This window comes from Halomonas sp. HK25 (assembly GCF_047795635.1).
Lineage (GTDB): Bacteria > Pseudomonadota > Gammaproteobacteria > Pseudomonadales > Halomonadaceae > Halomonas.
Genome location: NZ_CP181044.1, coordinates 3,976,819 through 4,000,440, shown reverse-complemented (window position 1 = coordinate 4,000,440; position 23,622 = coordinate 3,976,819). Strand labels below are relative to the sequence as shown.

Here is a 23,622-nt window from a genome sequence, read left to right as displayed (position 1 = left end):
CGGGCCTATCACCTTGGGGGTAGAGAGGCGGTATATGGAGGTAACCAGGCAGTAATCCGCCGATTGTTCGCCCAGAATCCATTGCAAGGTTCCTGTCTGGCGTGCGGTTGACTGCGCCACGCTGCACGACAGGCCGGGTGGCCCAGGGCGGTCACACCCACTTTCCAAGAAGCCTGGAGATCGACCATGAGTCACTTCATTGATCGGCTGAATTTCTTCCGCAAGGCCCGCGAGCCCTTCGCCAACGACCATGGCGAGACCCGCGAGGAGTCGCGCGGCTGGGAGGACAGCTATCGTCAGCGCTGGCAGCATGACAAGGTCGTGCGTTCCACCCACGGCGTGAACTGTACCGGCTCCTGCAGCTGGAAGATCTACGTCAAGAACGGCCTGGTCACCTGGGAGACCCAGCAGACCGACTACCCGCGCACCCGCCCGGACCTGCCCAACCACGAGCCGCGCGGTTGCCCGAGGGGCGCCAGCTACTCCTGGTACCTCTACAGCGCCAACCGCCTGAAGTACCCGCTGATCCGCAAGCCCCTGCTCAAGCTGTGGCGCGACGCCCTCAAGGAGAAGAAGGACCCTGTCGACGCCTGGGCCTCCATCGTCGAGGATCCGGCCAAGACCAAGCAGTACAAGCGTGCCCGCGGCATGGGCGGCTTCGTGCGTGCCAACTGGGATGAGCTCAACGAGCTGGTCGCCGCCTCCAACGTCTACACCGCCAAGCAGTACGGCCCGGACCGCATCATCGGCTTCTCGCCGATTCCCGCCATGTCCATGGTCAGCTACGCCGCGGGCAGCCGCTACCTGTCGCTGATCGGCGGCGTCTGCATGAGCTTCTACGACTGGTACTGCGACCTGCCGCCGGCCTCGCCGATGACCTGGGGCGAGCAGACCGACGTGCCCGAGTCCGCCGACTGGTACAACTCAGGCTACATCATCGCCTGGGGCTCCAACGTTCCGCAGACCCGGACCCCGGACGCTCACTTCTTCACCGAGGTGCGCTACAAGGGCACCAAGACCGTCTCAATCACCCCGGACTACGCCGAGGTCTCCAAGCTCACCGATGAGTGGCTCTCCGCCAAGCAGGGCACCGATGCCGCCCTGGCCATGGCCATGGGGCACGTCATCCTCAAGGAGTTCCACCTCGAGAAGCCCAGCAGCTATTTCACCGGCTATGTGCGCCAGTACACCGACATGCCCTTCCTGGTGGAGCTGGAGCCCCGCGAGGACGGCAGCTACGCGCCTGGCAGGCAGCTGCGCGCCAGCGATTTCGATGCCAGCCTGGGCCAGGCGAACAACCCCGAGTGGAAGACCGTGGCGTGGGACGAAACCCGCGACCAGCTAGTGGTGCCGCGTGGCTCCATCGGCTTCCGCTGGGGCGAGACCGGTGACGAGGTGGGCAAGTGGAACCTCGAGCCGCTGGACGCCGAGGGCACCGAGATCAAGCCGCTGCTGACCCTGGCCGACCACCACGATAGCGTCGCCAGCGTGGCGTTTCCCTACTTCGGTGGCATCGAGCATGAGCACTTCGAGCATGTGAAGGGCGAAGGCGTGGGCGCTGCCGATGACCTGCTGTTCCACAACCTGCCGGCCAAGCGCCTGAAGAAGGCCGACGGCAGCGAGATGCTGGCCGTCACCGTCTTCGACCTGATGTGCGCCAACTACGGCATCGACCGTGGCTTCACCGGTGCAGGCGAGGATGACGGCGCGACGTCCTACGACCAGATTCGTCCCTACACCCCGGCCTGGCAGGAGAAGATCACCGGGGTCTCCGCCGAGCAGACCACCCGCATCGCCCGTGAGTTCGCCGACAACGCCGACAAGACCCGTGGGCGTTCCATGATCATCGTGGGTGCCGGTATGAACCACTGGTACCACATGGACATGAACTACCGCGGCCTGATCAACATGCTGGTCATGTGCGGCTGTATCGGCCAGAGCGGCGGCGGCTGGGCGCACTACGTGGGACAGGAGAAGCTGCGTCCCCAGACCGGCTGGACCCCGCTGGCCTTCGGCCTCGACTGGCAGCGCCCGCCGCGCCACATGAACTCCACCTCCTTCTTCTACAACCACTCCTCCCAGTGGCGCTACGAGAAGCTCGAGATCAAGGAGATCCTCTCGCCGCTGGCCAAGGCCGAGGACTATCCGGGCAGCCTGATCGACTTCAACGTGCGCTCCGAGCGCATGGGCTGGCTGCCCTCCGCGCCCCAGCTGGGTACCAACCCGCTGAGCCTGGCGAAGAAGGCCGAGGCGGCCGGCATGTCCACCAAGGACTATGCCGTCCAGCAGCTCAAGAGCGGCGAGCTCCGCTTTGCCGCGGAAGACCCGGATGCCCCGGAGAACTTCCCGCGCAACATGTTCATCTGGCGCTCCAACCTGCTGGGCAGCTCGGGCAAGGGCCACGAGTACATGCTCAAGTACCTGCTGGGCACCCGTCATGGCATCCAGGGCAAGGACCTGGGCGATTTCGGCGGCCAGAAGCCCGAAGAAGTCGTCTGGCACGACGAGGCGCCGGAAGGCAAGCTCGACCTGCTGGTGACCCTGGACTTCCGTATGTCCACCACCTGTCTCTACTCGGACATCGTGCTGCCGACGGCCACCTGGTACGAGAAGAACGACCTCAACACCTCGGATATGCACCCCTTCATCCACCCGCTGACCGCGGCCACCGACCCGGCGTGGGAGTCGCGCAGCGACTGGGATATCTACAAGGGCATCGCCAAGGCGTTCTCCAAGGCCTGCGTGGGGCACCTGGGCGAGGAGACCGACCTGGTCACCCTGCCGCACCAGCATGACTCCCCCGCCGAGCTGGCCCAGCCCGCAGTGCTGGACTGGAAGAAGGGCGAGTGCGAGCCGATCCCCGGCAAGACCATGCCGGCGCTGATCGAGGTCAAGCGCAACTACCCCGAGACCTACGAGCGCTTCACCTCCGTGGGCCCGCTGCTCGAGAGCCTCGGCAACGGCGGCAAGGGCATCAGCTGGAACACCGACTCCGAGGTGGAACTGCTCGGCAAGCTCAACCATTGCAAGCTGGAAGGCTCCTCCAAGGGGCGTCCGCAGATCGAAAGCGCCGTCGACGCGGCCGAGATGATCCTGACCCTGGCGCCGGAGACCAACGGCCAGGTGGCGGTGAAGGCCTGGGGAGCACTCTCCAGGATCACCGGGCGGGATCACACCCACCTGGCGCATCAAAAGGAGGAGGAGAAGATCCGCTTCCGCGACATCGTCGCCCAGCCGCGCAAGATCATCTCCAGCCCGACCTGGTCCGGCCTCGAGGACGAGCACGTCTCCTACAACGCCGGCTATACCAACGTCCACGAGATGATTCCGTGGCGCACCGTCAGCGGCCGCCAGCAGTTCTATCAGGATCACGCCTGGATGCGCGCCTTCGGCGAGAGCCTGCTGGTCTATCGTCCGCCGATCGATACCAAGGCGGCCAAGGGCTTCAAGCTGCCCGAAGACAACGGTAACCCGAGCAAGGCGCTGAACTTCATCACGCCGCACCAGAAGTGGGGTATCCACTCCACCTATAGCGACAACCTGATGATGCTGACACTCAACCGCGGCGGCCCCGTGGTCTGGCTCTCCGAACCCGATGCGGCATCGATCGGCATCGAGGACAACGACTGGATCGAGGTCTACAACGCCAACGGCGCCATCGCGGCGCGTGCCGTCGTCAGCCAGCGGGTCAAGGACGGCATGGTGATGATGTACCACGCCCAGGAGCGCATCGTGAACGTACCCGGCTCCGAGATCACCGGCACTCGTGGCGGTATCCACAACTCCGTGACCCGGGTCTGTCCGAAGCCGACCCACATGATCGGCGGCTACGCGCAGCTCTCCTACAGCTTCAACTACTACGGCACCGTCGGCTCCAACCGCGATGAGTTCGTCCTGGTTCGCAAGATGAAACACATCGACTGGCTGGATGAAGAGGGCAATGACTACGTGCAGGAGGCGGTGAAATGAAGATTCGTTCCCAGGTAGGCATGGTCCTCAACCTCGACAAGTGCATCGGTTGCCACACCTGTTCGGTGACCTGCAAGAACGTCTGGACCAGTCGTGAAGGCGTCGAGTACGCCTGGTTCAACAACGTCGAGACCAAGCCCGGCATCGGCTACCCCAAGGAGTGGGAGAACCAGAAGAAGTGGAAGGGCGGCTGGATGCGCCGCAAGGATGGCAAGATCGAACCGCGTATCGGTGGCAAGTGGCGGGTGCTGGCGAACATCTTCGCCAACCCCGATCTACCGGAGATCGACGACTACTACGAGCCGTTCACCTTCGATTATCAGCACCTGCACACCGCCAAGATCGGTGAGCACCAGCCGGTGGCGCGGCCCCGCTCACTGATCTCCGGCGAGCGCATGAAGAAGATCGAGTGGGGCCCCAACTGGGAGGAGATCCTCGGAACCGAGTTCGCCAAGCGCCGCAAGGACATGAACTTCGAGAAGGTGCAGGCCGATATCTACGGCCAGTTCGAGAACACCTTCATGATGTACCTGCCGCGGCTGTGCGAGCACTGCCTCAACCCGACCTGCGTGGCGTCCTGCCCATCCGGCGCGATCTACAAGCGCGAGGAGGACGGTATCGTTCTGATCGACCAGGACAAGTGCCGCGGCTGGCGGATGTGCATCTCCGGCTGCCCCTACAAGAAGATCTACTACAACTGGAAGACCGGGAAGTCCGAGAAGTGCATCTTCTGCTACCCGCGCATCGAGGCCGGGCAGCCGACCATCTGCTCGGAGACCTGCGTGGGCCGCATCCGCTATCTCGGCGTGTTGCTCTACGATGCCGACCGCATCGAGGAAGTCGCCAGCTCCCCGGACGAGCGCGACCTCTACCATCGCCAGTGCGAGATCTTCCTGGATCCCAACGACCCGGAAGTGATCGCCCAGGCGAAGAAGGATGGCATCACCGATAACGTGATCGCCGCCGCCCAGGCGTCGCCGGTCTACAAGATGGCCATGGAATGGGGCCTGGCGCTGCCGCTGCATCCCGAGTACCGCACCCTGCCGATGGTCTGGTACGTGCCGCCGCTCTCGCCGATCCAGTCCGCCGCCGAGGCCGGCAAGATCGAGTTCGACGGCGTCATGCCGAAGATCGAGTCGCTGCGCATCCCGGTGCGCTACCTGGCCAACATGCTCACCGCCGGTGAGGAGGCCCCCGTGGTGCTGGCGCTCAAGCGCCTGATGGCCATGCGCCTCTACATGCGCGGCAAGCACGTGGACGGCAAGCCCAATGTCGATGTGCTGGATGACGTCGAGCTGACCGAGGCCCAGGTGGAGGAGATGTACCGCTACCTGGCCATCGCCAACTACGAGGATCGCTTCGTGATCCCCACCAGCCACCGCGAGATGGCCACCGAGGCCTTCCCGGAACGCGGCGGCTGCGGCTTCACCTTCGGCGACGGCTGCCACGGCGAGAGCAAGTCGAGCCTGTTCAACGGCCGCTCCCAGACCGCCACCCTGGTCAAGCCGGTGGAATCCTTTGACCCGAAAGCCGAGGAGGTGCGTCATGACTGAGGCCGCTATGAAGATGGCCGAACCGGCCGTCGGCCTGCGCAGCCTGCGCGTGCTGGCCCGCCTGCTCGACTACCCCACCGAGGAGCTCCAGGCCGCGGCCGGCGAGCTTATCGAGATCATCGACCAGGAGCGCCGCCTGTCGGCGGCGCTGCGCACTGCCCTGATGGACTGGTGCCAGCGCACCGCCGAGGGCGACCTGCTGGAGCTGCAGGCCGAGTACGTCGCCCTGTTCGACAAGGGGCGGGCGACATCGCTGCTGTTGTTCGAGCACGTCCACGGCGAGTCTCGCGACCGCGGCCAGGCCATGGTCGACCTGATGGCGGAGTACAACGCCGCCGGCTTCGAGCTGGATGCACGGGAGCTGCCGGACTATCTGCCGGTGTTCCTGGAGTACCTCTCCACCCGCGAGGAAGCCGATATCGGCCGCTGGCTGGGCGAGATCCGCCATATCCTCGGGCTGCTCACCGCGCGCCTCGAGGAGCGCGGTGCCGATCATGCCCTGGTGCCGAGGGCGCTGCTGGCGCTGATCGGCGCCGAGGCCGAGGCCGATGCCCATCGCAAGGAGGTCCAGGGCGAGGCCCGCGATGACACCCCCGAGGCGCTGGATGCGGTCTGGGAAGAGGAGGCGGTGCGCTTCTCCGCCGAGTCCGACCAGGACTGCGCCCTGCAGTCCGCCGAGGGCCGGCGGCTGGCGGAGCGCAAGCAAGGCGTCCAGAGCGATGCCGTTCGCATTCTCTCACCCGAGGCGATGCCTCCGGTGACGGGTCGTTAACAGGAGAATCACCATGTCCGCATTCGGCACCTATCTCGACCACCTGATCTACGGCTATTACCCCTACCTGGTCGGCACTGTCTTCCTGGTCGGCAGCCTGCTGCGCTACGACCACGGGCAGTTCACCTGGAAGGCCGGCTCCAGCCAGATGCTGTCGTCGAAGAACATGCGCCTGGCCAGCAACCTCTTCCACGTCGGCATCATCGTGATCTTCTTCGGTCACCTGTTCGGTATGCTGACCCCGCACTGGGTCTACTCGCCCTTCCTGCACGCCGGCACCAAGCAGCTGCTGGCCATCGTGGTGGGCGGCATCGCCGGGGCCATGTGCCTGGTGGGCGGCGCCATGCTGCTGCATCGCCGCATCACCAACCCCAGGGTGCGGGCCTCCTCCAGCATCATGGACACCGCCATCCTCGGGCTGATCGTCTTCCAGGCCTTCCTGGGCATGATCACCATCATCTTCTCGCTGGGCCACATGGACGGCGAGATGATGGTCACCCTCTCCAGCTGGGCCCAGTCCATCGTCTTCTTCGGCGGCGGTGCGGCGGCCTACATGGAAAACGTGTCCTGGATCTACAAGCTGCATATCTTCCTGGGCCTGACCATCATCCTGCTGTTCCCCTTCTCGCGCCTGGTGCACGTCTGGAGCATTCCGCTCGGCTATATCACGCGGCGTTACCAGATCGTGCGTAAAAGAGGGTAAGGAGCCATCACCATGCAGAAGATCGATATCGAGATGATCCCGGGGGGCGCGAGCCCCCCTCCCATCCGGGTTGGCGCGGTCACCATCGAGGAGTCCGCCATCGCCCAGGAGATGCAGTACCACCCGGCGGACTCCGCCGGCACCGCCCAGCTGAAGGCCGCTCGGGCGCTGGTGGTGCGCGAGCTGCTGTGCCAGCGCGCCGCGGACCTGGGCCTCGCCGAGGTCTCCGGTGAGGCGCTGGACGAGGGCGATGCCGCCATCGCCGCGCTGCTGGAACAGGAGCTGGACGTGCCGGAGCCCTCCGAGGAGGACTGCCGCCGCTTCCACGCCGCCCACGCCGAGCGCTTCAGTGAGCCCACCCTCGTCAAGGTGCGCCATATCCTGCTGGCCGCGGCGCCGGATGACGCCGAGGCCCGGGATGGCGGCTACCGCCAGGGAGAAAAGCTGCTCAAGGAGCTCTCGGCCATTCCCGAGCGCTTCACCGAGTTCGCCATGCGCCACTCCGCCTGCCCGTCGAAGGAGCAGGGCGGTGAGCTGGGCTGGCTGGCCCCGGGGCAGACCGTTCCCGAGCTGGACCGCGCCCTGCAGCACCTGCCGGCGGGGCTGCATGACCGCCCCCTGGCATCACGCTACGGCTGGCACCTGGTCAGCATCGACGAGCGCACCGAGGGCCGCGAGCTGCCCTATGAGCAGGTCGCCGAGCGTGTGCGTCACAGCCTGCGCGAGCAGTCCACCCGCCGTGCCCTGCGCCACTACCTGCTGGTGCTGGAGTCGGAGATCGGCGTCGAGGGGGTGGCCCTGGATGATGACGCCGCCGGCAGCCTGATGCAGTAGCGCTGACATTTCTCATATGCTTGCCGACGCCCGCCATGCGGGCGGTCAGGAGGACCCCATGGCCCATGTCCACGCCAACACCCCCTTCGCGCCCCTCGGCATCGCCGTGCTGACCGTCTCCGACACCCGCGGGTTCGACGAGGACGGCAGCGGCGACCTGCTCGCCGAGCGGCTCACCGAGGCCGGCCACGCCCTAGTCGAGCGGCGCATCGTGCCCGACGATGTCTACCGCGTCCGCGCGGTGGTCTCGAAGTGGGTGGTGCGTGACGACATCCAGGTGGTGCTGGTCAACGGCGGCACCGGTTTCACGCCCCGTGACACCACACCCGAGGCGCTGGCACCGCTGTTCGACAAGGCCATCGACGGCTACGGCGAACTGTTTCGCCAGCTGTCATTGGCCAGTATCGGCACCTCCACCATCCAGTCCCGCGCCGTGGGCGGCCTGATCGACCGCACCCTGGTGTTCGCCATGCCCGGCTCGCCCAGGGCGTGCGCCACCGCCTGGGACGGCATCCTCGCCGCCCAGCTCGATGCGCGCACCCGGCCCTGCAACTTCGTGGCCATGGTGCTGCCGGACACCAGGCGCTGCACCAGCCGCCAGGCGCCCAGGGCCGAGGCGGCACCCCGGCAGGTGGAGTCATGAGCGGCTGCGGCTGCGCCGAGGTCGTGACCCCGGGCCTGCTCGATCTCTTCGACGCCCGGGCGCGGATGATCGCCGCGGCACGCCCCATCACCGGATCCGAGCGAGTGGGCCTGGGCGAGGCCGCACGGCGCGTACTGGCCGAGGAAGTACGCGCCACCCTGGATATGCCGGGCGTCGACAACAGCGCCATGGACGGCTATGCCCTGCGTCTGGCCGAGCTCGGCGCCGAGAGCCTGCCGGTCGTGCAGCGCATTCCCGCCGGGGCCGGCGTGATGCGCCTGCCGGCGGGAGGCTGCGCGCGGATCTTCACCGGCGCGCCGGTGCCGCTGGGCGCCGAGGCCGTGGTGCCCCAGGAGCGGGTGCATCTGGATGCCGAGGGCCGCATGCGCGTCGAGGGCGACCTGGCCGCGGGCGCCAATATCCGTCGCCGCGGCGAGGAGACCCGGGCGGGCGAGCTGCTGCTGCCGGCCGGGGCGAGACTGGGTGCCGCGGCGATCGCCCTGCTGGCCAGTCATGGCGTCGGCGAGGTGGCGGTGCTACGCCGGCTGAGGGTCGCGCTGCTCTCCACCGGCGACGAGCTGATCGAGCCCGGTACGGCCCGGGTACCCGGCCAGGTCTACGACAGCAACCGCGCCATGCTGCTGGCCCTGCTGGTCCAGGCCGGCTGTGAAGTGCTCGATCTGGGCGTGATCGCGGACGCTCCCCTTGACCTGCATCAGGCCTTTGCCGAGGCCTGCGATGGGGCCGATCTGGTAATGTGTACCGGAGGTGTGTCGGTGGGGGAGGAGGACCATGTGCGACCGGTCATCGAGCGACTGGGTGGCATCGCCTTCCACGGCGTGGCCATGAAACCCGGCAAGCCCTTCGCCCTCGGTTACCTGGGGGATTCGCTGAGCGACGGCACGCCTCTGATTGCCCTGCCGGGCAACCCCGTGGCCTCGCTGGTGGGTTGGCAGCTGCTGGCACTGCCCTTCGTGCAGGTCCGCCAGGGGCGCGAGGCAGCGCCGCTGCAGCGCTTCCCGGTGGTCGCCGGCTTCTCCCGGCGCGGCCCCAAGGGACGTCGTGAGTTGCTGCGCGTGGTACTCGACTGGGCGGCAGGGACGCCGGTGGCTCGCCTGGCCGGCGGCCAGGGCTCCCACATGCTCAGCGCGGCAAGCCAGGCCCATGGCTACCTGGTGATCGACGCCAACAATAATGTGGAGGAAGGCCATGCCTACGAATACTGTCCCGCCGCCCAGTTCCTCGACTGAACTGCTCTTCAACCCCCGTCAGCTGCGCGAGCTGGTGCTGGGGGTGCCCTGGCTCGCCGGCCTGGGTGAAGAAGAGCTCGAGGCGCTGCTCGAGGCGTCCGAGCTGCGCACCCTGAAGCCCCGCGAATGGCTGTTTCGACAGGAGACCCCGGCCCAGTGGCTGCACATCGTGATCAGCGGCACCGTGCGGCTGGTGCGCAGCGCCGGTGACGGCCGCATGGCCACCATCCGCTGCGTCGAGCGCGGCGGCACCCTGGGCGAGCTGAGCATGGTCTCCAGCGCCGGCGCCTACCTCTACTCCTCCGAGGCGCTGCGGCGTACCAACGTGCTCTCGATCCCGGCGGCCCTCTGCCGTGAGATCCTCGATCGCCAGCCGGCCTGCCGGGCCGAGTTCATGAGCCGCCTGGCGCTGGAGCTCACCGACCGTCTCGAGGACCTGGCGCTGCTGACCCAGGGGGATGCCATGTCGCGGCTGGTCAGCTACGTGCTGCGCCAGCTGCCTTCGGGGCGCTCGAGAGCCCCTCGGGTGATCCGGCTGACCATCCCCAAGCGCTGGCTGGCCGCTCAGCTCGCCATGACACCCGAGACCCTGTCGCGGCTGCTGGCCAAGCTGCGCGACAGCGGCGCCATCAACATCGATCGCCAGCGGCTCACCGTGCTGGATGAGCAGAAGCTGCGCGACTTCATGATGACCGACGACTGACGTCCCGAGGGATGTCAGGAACGCACCGGAAGAGGGAGGCAAGATGTCCCGAGCCACCAGCAAGCCCCGCACCCTGGTCTACTCCTGCTCCGGTTGCTCCGATGTGGCCCAGCTGGCCAACGACGTGGCCCTGCGCCTCGACCACGGCGGTGTGGCCGAGATGTCCTGTATCGCCGGCGTCGGCGGCGGGGTGCCTGGCCTGGTTCGCACCGCGCGCTCCGGCCGGCCCGTCGTGGCCATCGACGGCTGCCAGATGCACTGCGCCAGCCACTGCCTGGCCAATGCCGGCGTTACCCCCACCGAGCACGTCAGGCTCTACGAGCGCGGCCTGCGCAAGCGCCGCGGCCAGTTCTATGACGAGGGAACCGTGGCGGAGGTGGCCGCCGAGGTGGGCGAGCTGATCGCCCGCCTGCCGATGGACGCCGAGGCCGGCGTCGCGCCCGCCAGGGCCCGCCCATGAGCGGGCTCGTCGACGGCTTCGGCCGCACCGTTCGCTACCTGCGCCTCTCGGTCACCGACCGCTGCGACTTCCGCTGCGTCTACTGCATGGCCGAGGAGATGACCTTCCTGCCCCGCGCCCAGGTGCTCACCCTGGAGGAGATGGCCACCCTGTGCCGCGCCTTCATCGAGCTGGGCGTGGAGAAGATCCGCCTCACCGGCGGCGAACCGCTGGTCAAGCGCGGCATCGAGACCCTGGTGGAGCAGGTTGGCGCCCTGCCGGGGCTGTGCGACTTCGCCATGACCACCAACGGCGCCGGCCTGGTGAAACACGCCGCTGCGCTGCGCGCTGGTGGCCTGTCACGCCTCAATGTCAGCCTCGACACCCTCGACCCGGCGCGCTTTCGCGCCCTGACCCGCACCGGAGACCTGGGGAAGGTCCTCGACGGCATCCGCGCCGCCCGGGAGGCCGGCTTTGCGCGCATCAAGCTCAACGCCGTGATCCTCAAGGGGCGCAACGACGACGAGGTGCTCGACCTGGTGGAGTTCGCCAGAGAGGAGCAGGTGGACATCAGCTTTATCGAGGAGATGCCGCTTGGCGAGGCCATCGGCCACGATCGCGCCGCGACCTTCTGCGGAAGCGACGAGGTGCGCGCCACCATCGAGTCCCGCCACGCCCTGGTACCTACCACCGAGACCACCCTCGGCCCCTCGCGCTACTTCCGGATGGCCGACAGCGACTCGCGGATCGGTTTCATCTCGCCCCACAGCCACAACTTCTGCGACGCCTGCAACCGGGTGCGGGTCACCGCCGAGGGCCGCCTGCTGCTCTGCCTGGGCAATGAGCACTCCGTGGACCTGCGCGCCGTGCTGCGCCGTCACCCCGGTGACAGCGAGCGCCTCAAGGCCACCATCATCGCCGCCATGACGAAGAAGCCCGAGCGCCACCATTTCTCGACCGATGGCGAGGTGCAAGTCGTGCGCTTCATGAACATGACCGGCGGGTAGGCAGTGCCTGTCGCCGATGGTGCGCCCGGCAAGCGCCGGCCCGCCGCCACCGCCCCTTGTCGGTTGAAGATCCTGGAAGGCCTGGCGGGCGTGTTCGACAAGGATGTATTCCGCCTTGTCTGTCAGCGACTTCTTCCCCTCCTGAAAGCGACACGATGGTCGTTATGCGATAGCTCCCCCCCCGGCGGCTGTGCAATGGTGACGTACCAGATCACGACGCCATGCGGTGCTTTTCGGGATGGGCTTGCCTGATCGCGACAGCCAGATACCGGTGGGCGTCCGGATACCGGCATAACAACAACCCGTGTACGACCCCCTACAGGAGTCTCGCCATGACGCTCCCTCCCCAGGCGCCGCGAAAGCCGGTCGCTCCCCAGGCTATCGGCTTCCTGCTGCTGGAAAACTTCACCCTCTTCTCGCTGGCCTCGGCCATCGAGCCATTGCGCATGGCCAACCAGCTCGCCGGTCGTGAGCTCTACCGCTGGTTCACCCTGAGCATCGATGGCGAGCCGATCTTGGCCAGCGATGGCCTCAAGGTCACGCCGGATGCGGCGATCACGGTGCCGCTGGCGCTGGACATGGTGGTGGTCTGTGGCGGGGTGGGGCCGGCGCGCACGGTACAGCGCGAGCATGTCGCCTGGCTGCAGGGCCAGGCACGCCTCTCCCGTCGGCTGGGCGGGATCTGCACCGGCAGCTGGGCGCTGGCCAAGGCGGGGTTGCTGGATGGCTACGAGACCAGCGTCCACTGGGAGTGCCTGGCCGCCATGCAGGAGTCCTTTCCTCGGGCCATGCTGACGACCCGGCTGTTCTCCATCGACCGCGATAGGGCGACGGCCTCTGGCGGGACCGCCCCCCTGGACATGATGCTGACCCTGATCGGGCGGGACCATGGCCGCGAGCTCGCGGCGGGGATTTCCGAGATGTTCATCTGTGACCGTGTGCGCGGGGAGCAGGATCTCCAGCGGGTGCCGCTCAAGCATATCCTTGGCACGACCCAGCCGAAGCTGCTGGAGATCGTCGCGCTCATGGAGGCCAACCTGGAGGAGCCCATCGGGCTCGAGGAACTGGCGGCCTATGTCGACGTGTCGCGTCGCCAGCTCGAGCGGCTCTTCCAGAAATACCTGCTCTGCTCGCCGTCGCGCTACTACCTCAAGCTGCGGTTGACCCGCGCCCGCCAGTTGCTCAAGCAGACCTCGATCTCGATCATCGAGGTGGCGTCTGCCTGCGGCTTCGTCTCCACCCCGCACTTCTCGAAATGCTACCGGGAGTTCTTCGGTCAGCCGCCCCGAGACGAACGGCTGGGCGCGAGTCCGGTCAGGGTGCCGGTGTCGCCGCCCTGCGAACAGCTGGTGGGCAACCTGGACCTGCTGTCTTTCGAGGCCTATCCGGTCGAGCCGGTCTCCTCGGCCGTCAAGGCCCTCGATCAGGCGCGCGGCGAGCCGACCTACGCCAGCGTCCTGCTGCGCTCCTGATCACTGCCTCCCTGTCACCCTCTGCAGCACCGATCACCATGCCGGCCCGTCACGGGTCAGCATGGTGACGTCGCTCGTCGTAACCGCGACAGTCATGACGTTTTTGGGATTCTCCCCGTCGCTTCCAGGCGTCGAGCCGGGGTGGGCCGGCGCTATGCTGCCGTCGAGTGGAACACATCCCCGGAGTGGCATACATGACCCCAAAAGAGCTTCACGACGACGCCATCGTCATCGATGGCCTGATCATCGCCAAGTGGAACCGCGACCTGTTCGAGGATATGCGTCGCGGTGGGCTGACGGCGGCTAACTGCACGGTTTCCGTCTGGGAGGGATTCCAGGCTACCGTCGACAACATCGTCAGGTCCAATGCGCTGATGGCCGATTGCAGTGACCTGGTACGCCCGGTGCGCACCACCGCCGACATCACCCGCGCCAAGGAGGAGGGCAAGACCGGCATCCTCTACGGCTTCCAGAACGCCCACGCCTTCGAGGATCAGATCGGCTACGTGGAGGTCTTCAAGCAGCTGGGCGTGGGCATCGTGCAGCTGTGCTACAACACCCAGAACCTGGTGGGCACCGGCTGCTACGAGCGTGACGGCGGGCTGTCTGGCTTCGGCCACGAGATCGTCGCCGAGATGAACCGGGTCGGCATCATGTGCGACCTCTCCCACGTCGGCGAGACCACCTCCCGGGAGGTGATCGAGGCCTCTACCCAGCCGGTCTGCTATTCCCACTGCCTGCCTTCGGGGCTCAAGGAGCACCCGCGCAACAAGTCCGACGCCGAGCTCAGGTTCATCGCCGAGCGCGGCGGCTTCGTCGGCGTGACCATGTTCACCCCCTTCCTGCGTGCCGGCGTCGACGCCACCATCGACGACTACGTCGAGGCCATCGAGTACGTGATGAATATCGTCGGCGAGGATGCCATCGGCATCGGCACCGACTTCACCCAGGGCCACGGCCAGGACTTCTTCGAGTGGCTCACCCACGACAAGGGCTACGCCCGCCGTCTGACCCGCTTCGGTGAGATCATCAACCCAGAGGGCATCCGCACCATCGGCGAGTTCCCCAATCTCACCGAGGCGCTGCTACGCCGTGGCTTCAGCGAGCCTGTGGTGCGCAAGATCATGGGCGAGAACTGGGTGCGTGTCTTGAAAGAGGTTTGGGGCGCCTGACTCTACGACCTATCCCCGGCGCCGCTCACCTTATAGAACAACGATTTCGAGGAATTCAACCGTGACCCAGATGGCCCCCGAACTGCCCATCGAGGTGGATGCCGAGACCGGCGTGTGGACCACCGACGCCCTGCCGATGCTCTACGTGCCGCGGCACTTCTTTATCAACAACCACCTGGCTGTTGAAGAAGCCCTGGGGGTGGATAAGTACGCCGAGATCCTCTACCACGCCGGCTACAGGAGCGCCTGGCACTGGTGCGAGAAGGAGGCCGAATTGCACGGTCTTCAGGGTGAGGTGGTGTTTGAGCACTATATGACGCGGCTCTCCCAGCGCGGCTGGGGCCGGTTCATCGTTGAAACCCTCGACCTCGACGCCGGCACCTGCCGGGTGCGCCTGGAGCACAGCGCCTTCGTCTACCAGCTGGGCCAGGTGGGCCGCAAGATCGAATACATGTTCACCGGCTGGTTCGCCGGGGCCATGGACCAGATCCTGGCGGCCCGCGGCAGCGCGCTTCGCACCCTCGCCGAGCAGACCCAGAGCGCCGCCGAGGAAGGCTGCGATGTGGGCCGCTTCGTCACCCGCCCGCTCGACACCCCCCGGGGCTGAGGAGTCACCAACATGGCATTCGACGCACTCTTCCAGCCGATCCAGATCGGCAAGCTGACCATCCGCAACCGGGTGGTCAGCACCGCCCACGCCGAGGTCTATGCCACCGACGGCGGCATGACCACCGAGCGCTACGTCAGGTACTACGAGGAGAAGGCCAAGGGTGGCTGTGGCCTCTCCATCTGTGGCGGCTCCTCGGTGGTCTCCATCGACAGCCCCCAGGGCTGGTGGAGCTCGGTGAATCTCTCCACCGACCGCATCATCCCGCACTTCCAGAACCTGGCGGACGCCGTCCACCAGCACGGCGGCAAGATCATGATCCAGATCTCCCACATGGGTCGCCGCTCGCGCTGGGATGGCTTCGACTGGACGACCCTGCTGTCTCCCTCCGGTATCCGCGAGCCGGTCCACCGCTCGACCTGCAAGACCATCGAGGAGGAGGAGATCTGGCGCATCATCGGCGACTTCGCCCAGGCAGCGCGCCGGGCCAAGGAAGGGGGCCTCGATGGCGTCGAGCTCTCCGCCGTGCACCAGCACCTGATCGACCAGTTCTGGAGCCCGCGGGTCAACAAGCGCGACGATCAGTGGGGCGGCAGCTTCGAGAACCGCATGCGCTTCGGCATGGAAGTGCTCAAGGCGGTGCGCGCCGAGGTGGGCGACGACTTCGTGGTGGGCATGCGCATCTGCGGCGACGAGTTCCACCCGGACGGCCTCTCCCACGACGACATGAAGCAGATCGCCGCCTACTACGATGCCACCGGCCACGTCGACTTCTTCGGCGTGGTCGGCTCGGGCTGCGATACCCACAACTCGCTGGCCAACGTGATTCCCAACATGTCCTATCCGCCGGAGCCCTTCCTGCACCTGGCGGCGGGCATCAAGGAAGTGGTCGGCGTGCCGGTGATCCACGCCCAGAACATCAAGGACCCCAACCAGGCGCAGCGGATACTGGAGGGGGGCTATGTGGACCTGGTGGGCATGACCCGCGCGCATATCGCCGACCCGCACCTGATCGCCAAGATCAAGATGGGCCAGATCGACCAGATCAAGCAGTGCGTGGGGGCCAACTACTGCATCGACCGCCAGTACCAGGGCCTGGACGTGCTGTGCATCCAGAACGCCGCGACGTCGCGGGAATATATGGGCCTGCCGCATATCATCGAGAAGGCCGAGGGGCCCAAGCGCAAGGTGGTCGTTGTCGGCGGCGGCCCCGGCGGCATGGAGGCGGCCCGGGTCTCCGCCGAGCGGGGCCATGACGTCACCCTGTTCGAGGCCGCCGAGGCCCTGGGTGGGCAGATCACCATCGCCGCCAAGGCCCCAAGCCGCGACCAGATCGCCGGTATCACCCGCTGGTATCAGCTGGAGCTGGCGCGCCTCAACGTCGACCTGCGCCTGGGCACCCGCGCCGATGTGGCCACCATCGAGGACCTGCGCCCGGATATCGTGGTGCTGGCCACCGGCGGCCAGCCCTTCCTCAGCCAGGTACCGGCGTGGGGCTACTCGGAGAATCCCGAGGAGAGCCTGGTGGTCAGCACCTGGGACGTGCTCTCCGGCAGGGTGGCGCCAGGCAGGAACGTGCTGATCTATGACGCCATCTGCGAGTTCTCCGGCGTCTCGGCGGCGGACTTCATCGCCGACAAGGGCGCCAAGGTGGAGATCGTCACCGACGATATCAAGCCCGGCGCGGCGGTGGGCGGCACCACCTTCCCCACCTACTACCGCAGCCTCTACGAGAAGGAGGTGATCATGACCTCCGACCTCGCACTGCACAAGGTCTACCGCGAGGGCGACGGCCTGGTGGCGGTGCTCGAGAACGAGTACACCGGCGCCCTGGAGGAGCGGGTGGTCGACCAGGTGGTGGTGGAGAACGGCGTGCGTCCCGACGAGGCCCTCTACTACGCCCTCAAGGCGCGGTCCCGCAACAAGGGGCAGGTGGACCTGGAGGCGCTCTACGCCATCCAGCCCCAGCCTTGCCTGAGCGAAGCGGGGGACGGCTTCCTGCTGTTCCGCCTGGGCGACTGCACGGCGCCGCGTAACACCCATGCGGCCATCTACGACGCCCTGCGGATCTGCAAGGACTTTTAACCACCAGCTGGAAGCCAGAAGCTTGAAGCTGGAAGTGAAACGCGGCTTTTCGCCCTTTTCTTCCAGCTTCCGGCTTCCAGCTTCTAGCTCGCCCGTCAGGTGAGCTGTGATGCTAAATACAATTCTTCCGATCCTGATCTTCTCCGCCCTGGCCCTGGCGGCGATCGGCGCCTGGCGGCGCGTTCGCCTGTGGCGCCAGGGGCGGCCCTCTTCCGTGCCGCTGCTAAAGGGCCTGGCGGCCCTGCCGCGCCGCTACCTGGTGGACCTGCACCATGTGGTGGGGCGTGACAGGGTGATGTCCAACACCCATGTGGCCACCGCCGGTGGCTTCGTGGCCGCCGCCGTGCTGATGATCCTGGTGCATGGCCTGGGGCTCGCCAACCCGGTGCTGGGCGCGCTGCTGCTGGCGGCCAGCGCGACCATGTTCGTGGGCAGCCTCTTCGTGGCCCGGCGCCGGCGCAACCCGCCCGCGCGGCTCTCCAAGGGCGCCTTCATGCGCCTGCCCAAGAGCCTGATGGCGTTCTCGGTCGGCGTCTTCCTGATCACCCTGCCCACGGTGGGCATCCTGCCTGCCGGCCTTTCTCAAGTGATGGGCCACTGGCTGCTGGCGCTGCTGCTGGCCGCGGTGGTGGTCTGGGGTCTGGCCGAGATGGTCGTCGGCGTGACCTGGGGCGGGCCCATGAAGCACGCCTTCGCCGGCGCCCTGCACCTGGCCTTCCATCGCCGCCCGGAGCGCTTTTCCAGCAAGACGGGAGGAGAGGGGCGCTCCACCGGCCTCAAGGCGCTGAATCTGGATGATGAGACGGCGCCACTGGGCGTGGAAAAGCCCAGCGACTTCACCTGGAACCAGCTGCTGGGCTTCGACGCCTGCGTGCAGTGCGGCCGCTGTGAGGCGGTCTGCCCGGCCTTTGCTGCCGGCCAGCCGCTCAACCCCAAGAAGCTGATCCAGGACATGGTCGTCGGCCTGGCCGGGGGAAGCGACGCAGGCTATGCGGGATCTCCTTACCCTGGAAAGCCGGTGGGGGAGCACTACGGCAATCCGCATGGCCCCATCGTGGCGCGACAGGGTACTGCCCTGGTCGATGCCGAGACCCTGTGGTCCTGCACCACCTGCCGCGCCTGCGTCGAGGAGTGCCCGATGATGATCGAGCACGTGGACGCCATCGTCGACATGCGCCGCTTCCTGACCCTGGAGCGTGGCGCGACGCCCAACAAGGCCCCCGAGGTCCTCGACAACCTGATCGCCACCGATAATCCCGGTGGCTTCGCCCCCGGCGCTCGCATGCACTGGGCCGCCGACCTCGACCTGCCGCTGATCGCCGACCTGCAGCAGGTCGACGTCCTGCTGTGGCTCGGCGACGGCGCCTTCGACATGCGCAATCAGCGCACCCTGCGGGCGCTGGTCAAGGTGCTGCGCGCCGCCGAGGTGGACTTCGCGGTGCTCGGCAACGAGGAGCGCGACAGCGGTGACGTGGCCCGGCGCCTGGGCGACGAGGCCACCTTCCAGAGCCTGGCGCGGCGCAATATCGACACCCTGGCCCAGTATCGCTTCCAGCATATTGTCACCTGCGACCCGCACAGCTTCCATGTGCTGGGCAACGAGTATGGCGAGCTCGGCGGCCACTATCGCGTCTTCCACCACAGCACCTATATCGCCGAGCTGTACGATGCCGGCCGCCTGGCCTTCCGGCCCTGGAAGGGCGGGCGCGTGACCTACCATGACCCCTGCTACCTCGGTCGCTACAACGGCGAGTACGAGGCGCCGCGTCGGGTCCTCGAGGCGCTCGGCATCCAGGTCGCCGAGATGGAGCGCTCCGGCTTCCGTTCGCGCTGCTGCGGCGGCGGGGGCGGCGCGCCGATCACCGATATCCCCGGCAAGCGGCGGATTCCCGACATGCGCATGAACGACGTCGAGACGACCGGGGCCGAGCTGGTCGCCGTGGGCTGCCCGCAGTGCACCGCCATGCTCGAGGGGGTGGTGGACGCCACTTCCGAGGTGCGCGATATCGCCGAGCTGGTGGCCGATGCCCTGATGGAAGCGCCCGTCGAAGATTCCGCAAAGACACGACGGCCCCGGGCCGTGGAGGTGGTGTGATGACCGAGATCCCGCGTCGTGATCCGCGCAGGGAGTGGATCGCCCGTAACCGCCTGCATCCCGAGCACCGGGAGCTGCTTGCGCAGCGCGCAGGGGGCACGAGGAGCGAATGGATGGGGCCCGGCGGCCTGATGCGCAAGGACCCCCATGCCCTGGGTTTTATCGGGCCCAACGGCATCAAACGCATCGACCGCAGCGGTGGCCAGCAGGGCGGTCAGGTAGCGGCGGCGGGGAGCGTGGCGACCCAGGACAGTCGGCGTGTGGTGGAGATCCCCGAGCCCGCCTTCCTGGTCGCCGTGGTGCCGGACATGGCCGGGGGGCGCCTCTCCGCCCATGACCGGGACCTGCTCGGGCTGGCCCGGCAGCTGGCCGATACGGACCCCGAACGGCCCGGCGCGGTGCTGGCAGTGCTCTTCGGCGAGCACAAGGACTCCTCACTTGGTGAGGCCGGCATCGACCGGCTGCTGCACCTCGACGCCCCCGGCTTCGAGGGCTTCGCTCCCGAGGCGCGGCTCGGTGCCCTGGTGGCCGTGGAGCGGGCCTGGCAGCCGCGGCACTGGCTGCTGCCGGATTCGCCGCTGGGCGGCGCCGACCTGGGACGGCGCCTGGTGGCCCGGCTCGGGGAGCGGCCGGCCACCGGCGTCTGGCAGCTGGAGGCCGACGCCGAGGCGCCGCTGGGCTGGTGCTGTACTGCCCGCGGCGCCACCGACAGCCTCGATTTCCGGCGCCCCTTGCCGCGCCTGGTCCTGGCCCTGGCCGAGTGCGCCGAGCCGGTCAGTGAGACCCGCCATGCGGCGCGTGGCATGGCGCTGCCCGTGGCACTGCCGTCGCAGCTGGCGCGCATCGAGGATCTCGGCCCGGTGGCGGTGGACCCGGCCGGGGTGGCGCTCTCCGAGGCGGAGTTCATCCTCTCCGCCGGCAATGGGGTGGGCGACTGGGCTGGCTTCCATCATGCCGCCCGGGTGCTGGGGGCCACCGAGGGGGCGTCCCGGGTGGCGGTGGACGACGGCCATATGGCCCGCGACCGCCAGGTCGGCGCCACCGGCACCTGGGTCAGTGCCCGGGTCTACGTGGCCGTGGGCATTTCGGGGGCCATCCAGCACCTGCAGGGCATCCAGGGCTGCGACAAGGTGGTGGCCATCAACATGGATCCCGGCTGCGACATGATCAAGCGCGCCGATCTGGCGGTGATCGGCGATTCGACCCGGCTGCTCGAGGCACTGGTGGCCCTGGTGGAGCAGTCCAGAGAGGAGAAGCGTGATGCAGCCTGAGAATGGTGAGACCCCGGCCCTGGCGGTGAGCGTGTTGGTCTCCGTCGGTCGCCATCCGCTGACCGGACGCCGCCGGCGCGCCGACCGGGACGCTCGCGGCGTGGAGCTGGCGCACTCGGCCCCCGGTGCCGAGGTCAGCCTGCTCCATGCCGGCGCTCTCGACGAGGCCAGCGAGGCGGCCCTGCGCGGCTACCTGGGCATGGGCTTCGAGGCGCTGACGCTGATCGAGCAGACGCCGGGTGCCGACGTGCTGCCGGCCCTGGCCGAGTACCTCGCGGCGGCCGCGCCGCAGCTGGTGATTGCCGGGGAGCGGGCCGAGCAGGGCGAGGGCTCCGGCCTGCTGCCCTATCTGCTGGCCGAGCGGCTGGGCTGGCCGTTGGTCAGCGGCCTGGTCGCGGTGGAGGGGGTCGAGGCTGGCGTGGCGACGCTGCTGCAGGCGCTGCCCCGGGGCCAGCGGCGTCGCCTGAGGGTCCGTCTGCCGGCCATCCTCACCGTGGACGCCGCGGCCCCGGCACCGCGCCAGAGTGCCTACGGGCCGGCGCGCCGTGCGCGGCTGGAAATTGTCGAGGCCCCGGTGGTCGAGGATCACTCGCTGGCCCAGTGGCAGTGCCAGCCGGCGCGCAAGCGCCCCAAGCGCCTGAAAATCATCAAGGCGGCCTCGGCGCGGGACCGCTTCAAGGCCGCGGCGGCCAAGGCCGAGGGCGGGGGTGGGCAGGTGCTCAGCGACGTCACCCCGGCGCAGGGGGCCGAGGCGATCTTCAAGCTGCTCAAGGAAGAGAGCGTGCTCCGTTAGCCCCACGTCATCCATCCCCCAACGCAAAGCCCCGGCACCCGGCCGGGGCTGTCGTCTGGGCGGGGCAGGTTCGACCGTCAGGGGGCGATGCTCGCGCTGGCGTCGGTGAAGCCCATCAGTGAGATATCCAGGTCCATGCGGTTGCCGCGCGGGCCGATCAGGCTGAGGGTCGCGCTGCTGCCGCCGCGCAGTGCTTGCAGCAGGGACGGTTCGAGGGGCAGGTCGGCGCGACAGCTCTGTTCCAGGCAGACCTGGTAGGGGAACGGGGCCGGCTGGGCGCTGCCCACGCTCAGCTGCAGGCCCGGGGCGAGTCGCACGCCCAGCGGCAGCAGGAAGGTCATCGCCGGCTGCCCCTCGAGCTCGGGGGGATAGCCCACGATCACCTGCATCAGGGGGTCGTTGCTGTCCGGGTTGGTGACCAGCTGGTTCATGGTACAGACACCCTGGTGGCTGTCGGGCGGGCAGATCACCTCCCAGTCCCGGAACTGCTCGGTCTGGACATCGGCACCGGCGCTCTCCGGAGGGGCCTGCTGGGCGACAGCATGAGAGGCCAGCGCCAGCAGCGACAACAGGGCGGTCAGGCACAGGCGTTGTGCAAAACGGTTCGACATGGGGGGAGTTCCTCCTTGGTGTGAGTGACCATGAACGCTGGGTCGGTGGGTGTCACTCCGGTATTCACCTGATGTCTTGGCGGATACCGAGAGGATAACCATGCCTGCTTGACCCTGCGACGTCGAGGTCAGCCTCACCCCTGCCAGGCGGCGCGGGAGTCATCGACAAGAACCCCGGCATCGGTGCCCGGGGCCCGGGCATTGTTGGTGGGGGGGGAGGAGGAGGGCGGTGTCCTGAAAGCGACCTTTGATTGTCCGTCGGCCCATGGCGTCGGGACGATGTCTCGAACAGGCATGCGGATGCCTCTGTGGAGCAAGAGGGCCGCCCTGGAGGGCCTAGGCTGGAGCAGCGGAAGTCTCCGCCACCGCCACGCTGTCCGTGGCCACAACATCAAGGAGCCAGCCATGAGCCAAGCCAACCGCGGCGTCGTCTACAAGGGGCCGGGCAACGTCGCCGTCGAGTCCATTCCCTATCCGGAGCTCGCCCTCGGCAATCGCAAATGTGATCACGGTGTGATCCTGAAAGTCGTTACCACCAACATCTGCGGCAGCGATCAGCACATGGTGCGCGGACGCACCACCGCGCCCTCCGGCCTGGTGCTGGGCCACGAGATCACCGGTCTCGTCGTCGAGTGTGGTCGCGACGTCGAATTCATCCAGCCCGGTGACCTGGTCTCGGTGCCGTTCAATATCGCCTGCGGGCGCTGCCGCAATTGCAAGGAGGGCCGGACCGGCATCTGCCTCAACGTCAACCCGGCGCGCCCCGGTGCCGCCTACGGCTACGTGGACATGGGCGGCTGGGTCGGCGGACAGACCGAGTACGTCATGGTGCCCTACGCGGACTTCAACCTGCTGAAGTTTCCGGATGCCGACCAGGCCATGGAGAAGATCCGTGACCTGACCCTGCTCTCCGATATCTTCCCCACCGGCTTCCACGGCTGCGTCACCGCCGGCGTCGGGCCGGGCTCCACCGTCTACATCGCCGGCGCCGGCCCGGTCGGCCTGGCCGCGGCGGTCTCCGCCCAGCTGCTGGGCGCGGCCTGCGTGATCGTCGGCGACATGATCGAAGAACGTCTGGCCCAGGCCCGCAGCTTCGGCTGCGAAACCCTCGACCTGACCCAGGATGGCGATATGGCCGACAAGATCGAGGTGATCCTCGGCGAGCGTGAGGTCGATGCCTTCGTCGACTGCGTCGGCTTCGAGGCCCACGCCTGCGGCTGCAACCACGGCAAGGAGGCGCCTGCCACCGTGCTCAACTCGGCCATGTCGCTGACCCGCGCCGGCGGCCAGATCGGCATCCCGGGCCTCTACGTGACCGAGGACCCCGGTGCGGCCGACGCCGCCGCCAAGCAGGGTGCCCTGAGCATGCGCTTCGGCCTCGGCTGGGCCAAATCCCATAGCTTCCACACCGGCCAGTGCCCGGTGATGAAGTACCACCGCCCGCTGATGCAGGCGATCCTCTTCGGCAAGGTCAAGATCGCCGACGCGGTCAACGTCGAGCTGATCTCCCTGGATGAGGCGCCCCGTGGCTACGCCGACTTCGATGGTGGTGCGGCCAAGAAATTCGTCATTGACCCCCACGGCAGCGTGGCTGCCTAAGGAGTGCCTGAACTGGCCGAGGGCTAGCGCCAAAGGGTGATGCC

19 protein-coding genes are annotated in these 23,622 nt (G+C 67.6%); 18 read left to right on the top strand and 1 reads right to left on the bottom strand.

Translation table 11 applies throughout. The features are described from left to right. Positions 1–186 precede the first annotated feature (186 nt). From ACM26W_RS18750 to ACM26W_RS18670, 17 genes are all read left to right on the top strand, one after another. The gene (locus tag ACM26W_RS18750; protein ID WP_416138471.1) at positions 187–3,969 is read left to right on the top strand and encodes a nitrate reductase subunit alpha; all 3,783 of its coding nucleotides are present in this window, start codon (positions 187–189) and stop codon (positions 3,967–3,969) included. After that, positions 3,966–5,522: a nitrate reductase subunit beta gene (gene narH / locus ACM26W_RS18745; protein ID WP_416138470.1), complete on the top strand. Its 1,557-nt coding sequence runs from the start codon at positions 3,966–3,968 to the stop codon at positions 5,520–5,522. Before ACM26W_RS18750 ends, narH begins: the two co-directional genes overlap by 4 nt. Next, a complete protein-coding gene (narJ, locus tag ACM26W_RS18740; RefSeq protein ID WP_416138469.1) occupies positions 5,515–6,294 on the top strand; it encodes a nitrate reductase molybdenum cofactor assembly chaperone in 780 nt (259 codons plus the stop codon). Before narH ends, narJ begins: the two co-directional genes overlap by 8 nt. A 13-nt stretch (positions 6,295–6,307) precedes the next feature. After that, positions 6,308–6,997 carry a respiratory nitrate reductase subunit gamma gene (gene narI, locus ACM26W_RS18735; RefSeq protein ID WP_416138468.1) on the top strand — a complete coding sequence of 230 codons (690 nt, stop codon included), beginning with the start codon at positions 6,308–6,310 and terminating at the stop codon, positions 6,995–6,997. A gap of 12 nt (positions 6,998–7,009) precedes the next feature. Then, positions 7,010–7,831, top strand: a complete 822-nt coding sequence (locus ACM26W_RS18730; protein WP_416138467.1) for a peptidylprolyl isomerase — start codon at positions 7,010–7,012, stop codon at positions 7,829–7,831. A 58-nt stretch (positions 7,832–7,889) separates the two neighbouring features. Beyond that, positions 7,890–8,474 (top strand): molybdenum cofactor biosynthesis protein B, encoded by a 585-nt coding sequence (moaB, locus tag ACM26W_RS18725; protein ID WP_416138466.1) that lies wholly within the window; start codon positions 7,890–7,892, stop codon positions 8,472–8,474. Then, positions 8,471–9,724 (top strand): gephyrin-like molybdotransferase Glp, encoded by a 1,254-nt coding sequence (gene glp / locus ACM26W_RS18720; RefSeq protein WP_416138465.1) that lies wholly within the window; start codon positions 8,471–8,473, stop codon positions 9,722–9,724. The genes moaB and glp overlap by 4 nt, the downstream gene beginning before the upstream one ends. Continuing rightward, positions 9,684–10,427 carry a Crp/Fnr family transcriptional regulator gene (locus tag ACM26W_RS18715; protein WP_416138464.1) on the top strand — a complete coding sequence of 248 codons (744 nt, stop codon included), beginning with the start codon at positions 9,684–9,686 and terminating at the stop codon, positions 10,425–10,427. Before glp ends, ACM26W_RS18715 begins: the two co-directional genes overlap by 41 nt. A 43-nt stretch (positions 10,428–10,470) precedes the next feature. Then, positions 10,471–10,887, top strand: coding sequence for a putative zinc-binding protein (locus ACM26W_RS18710; protein ID WP_416138463.1), 417 nt, complete (start codon positions 10,471–10,473; stop codon positions 10,885–10,887). Next, positions 10,884–11,873 carry a GTP 3',8-cyclase MoaA gene (gene moaA / locus ACM26W_RS18705; protein ID WP_416138462.1) on the top strand — a complete coding sequence of 330 codons (990 nt, stop codon included), beginning with the start codon at positions 10,884–10,886 and terminating at the stop codon, positions 11,871–11,873. Before ACM26W_RS18710 ends, moaA begins: the two co-directional genes overlap by 4 nt. A gap of 332 nt (positions 11,874–12,205) precedes the next feature. Beyond that, positions 12,206–13,345 carry a GlxA family transcriptional regulator gene (locus ACM26W_RS18700; RefSeq protein WP_416138461.1) on the top strand — a complete coding sequence of 380 codons (1,140 nt, stop codon included), beginning with the start codon at positions 12,206–12,208 and terminating at the stop codon, positions 13,343–13,345. Between the two features lie 194 nt (positions 13,346–13,539). Beyond that, positions 13,540–14,517 carry a dipeptidase gene (locus tag ACM26W_RS18695; protein ID WP_416138460.1) on the top strand — a complete coding sequence of 326 codons (978 nt, stop codon included), beginning with the start codon at positions 13,540–13,542 and terminating at the stop codon, positions 14,515–14,517. Positions 14,518–14,578: 61 nt separating this feature from the next. Next, entirely contained in the window at positions 14,579–15,124 is a 546-nt protein-coding gene (locus ACM26W_RS18690; RefSeq protein ID WP_416138459.1) for a DUF5943 domain-containing protein, read from the top strand. 12 nt (positions 15,125–15,136) lie between these two features. Further along, positions 15,137–17,209, top strand: a complete 2,073-nt coding sequence (gene dgcA, locus ACM26W_RS18685; RefSeq protein WP_416138458.1) for a dimethylglycine demethylation protein DgcA — start codon at positions 15,137–15,139, stop codon at positions 17,207–17,209. Between the two features lie 109 nt (positions 17,210–17,318). Next, the gene (locus ACM26W_RS18680) at positions 17,319–19,304 is read left to right on the top strand and encodes a (Fe-S)-binding protein (RefSeq protein WP_416138457.1); all 1,986 of its coding nucleotides are present in this window, start codon (positions 17,319–17,321) and stop codon (positions 19,302–19,304) included. After that, entirely contained in the window at positions 19,304–20,575 is a 1,272-nt protein-coding gene (locus tag ACM26W_RS18675) for an electron transfer flavoprotein subunit alpha/FixB family protein (RefSeq protein ID WP_416138456.1), read from the top strand. The genes ACM26W_RS18680 and ACM26W_RS18675 overlap by 1 nt, the downstream gene beginning before the upstream one ends. Further along, complete coding sequence (locus ACM26W_RS18670; protein ID WP_416138455.1) at positions 20,565–21,368, top strand: electron transfer flavoprotein subunit beta; 804 nt, start codon at positions 20,565–20,567, stop codon at positions 21,366–21,368. Before ACM26W_RS18675 ends, ACM26W_RS18670 begins: the two co-directional genes overlap by 11 nt. 77 nt (positions 21,369–21,445) lie before the next feature. Here the strand turns inward: ACM26W_RS18670 and ACM26W_RS18665 are convergent, their stop codons facing one another. Then, positions 21,446–21,979 carry an invasion associated locus B family protein gene (locus ACM26W_RS18665; RefSeq protein ID WP_416138454.1) on the bottom strand — a complete coding sequence of 178 codons (534 nt, stop codon included), beginning with the start codon at positions 21,977–21,979 and terminating at the stop codon, positions 21,446–21,448. A 405-nt stretch (positions 21,980–22,384) separates the two neighbouring features. Here ACM26W_RS18665 and fdhA point away from each other — a divergent pair, with 405 nt between their 5' ends. Then, entirely contained in the window at positions 22,385–23,578 is a 1,194-nt protein-coding gene (fdhA, locus tag ACM26W_RS18660) for a formaldehyde dehydrogenase, glutathione-independent (RefSeq protein ID WP_416138453.1), read from the top strand. Positions 23,579–23,622 lie beyond the last annotated feature (44 nt).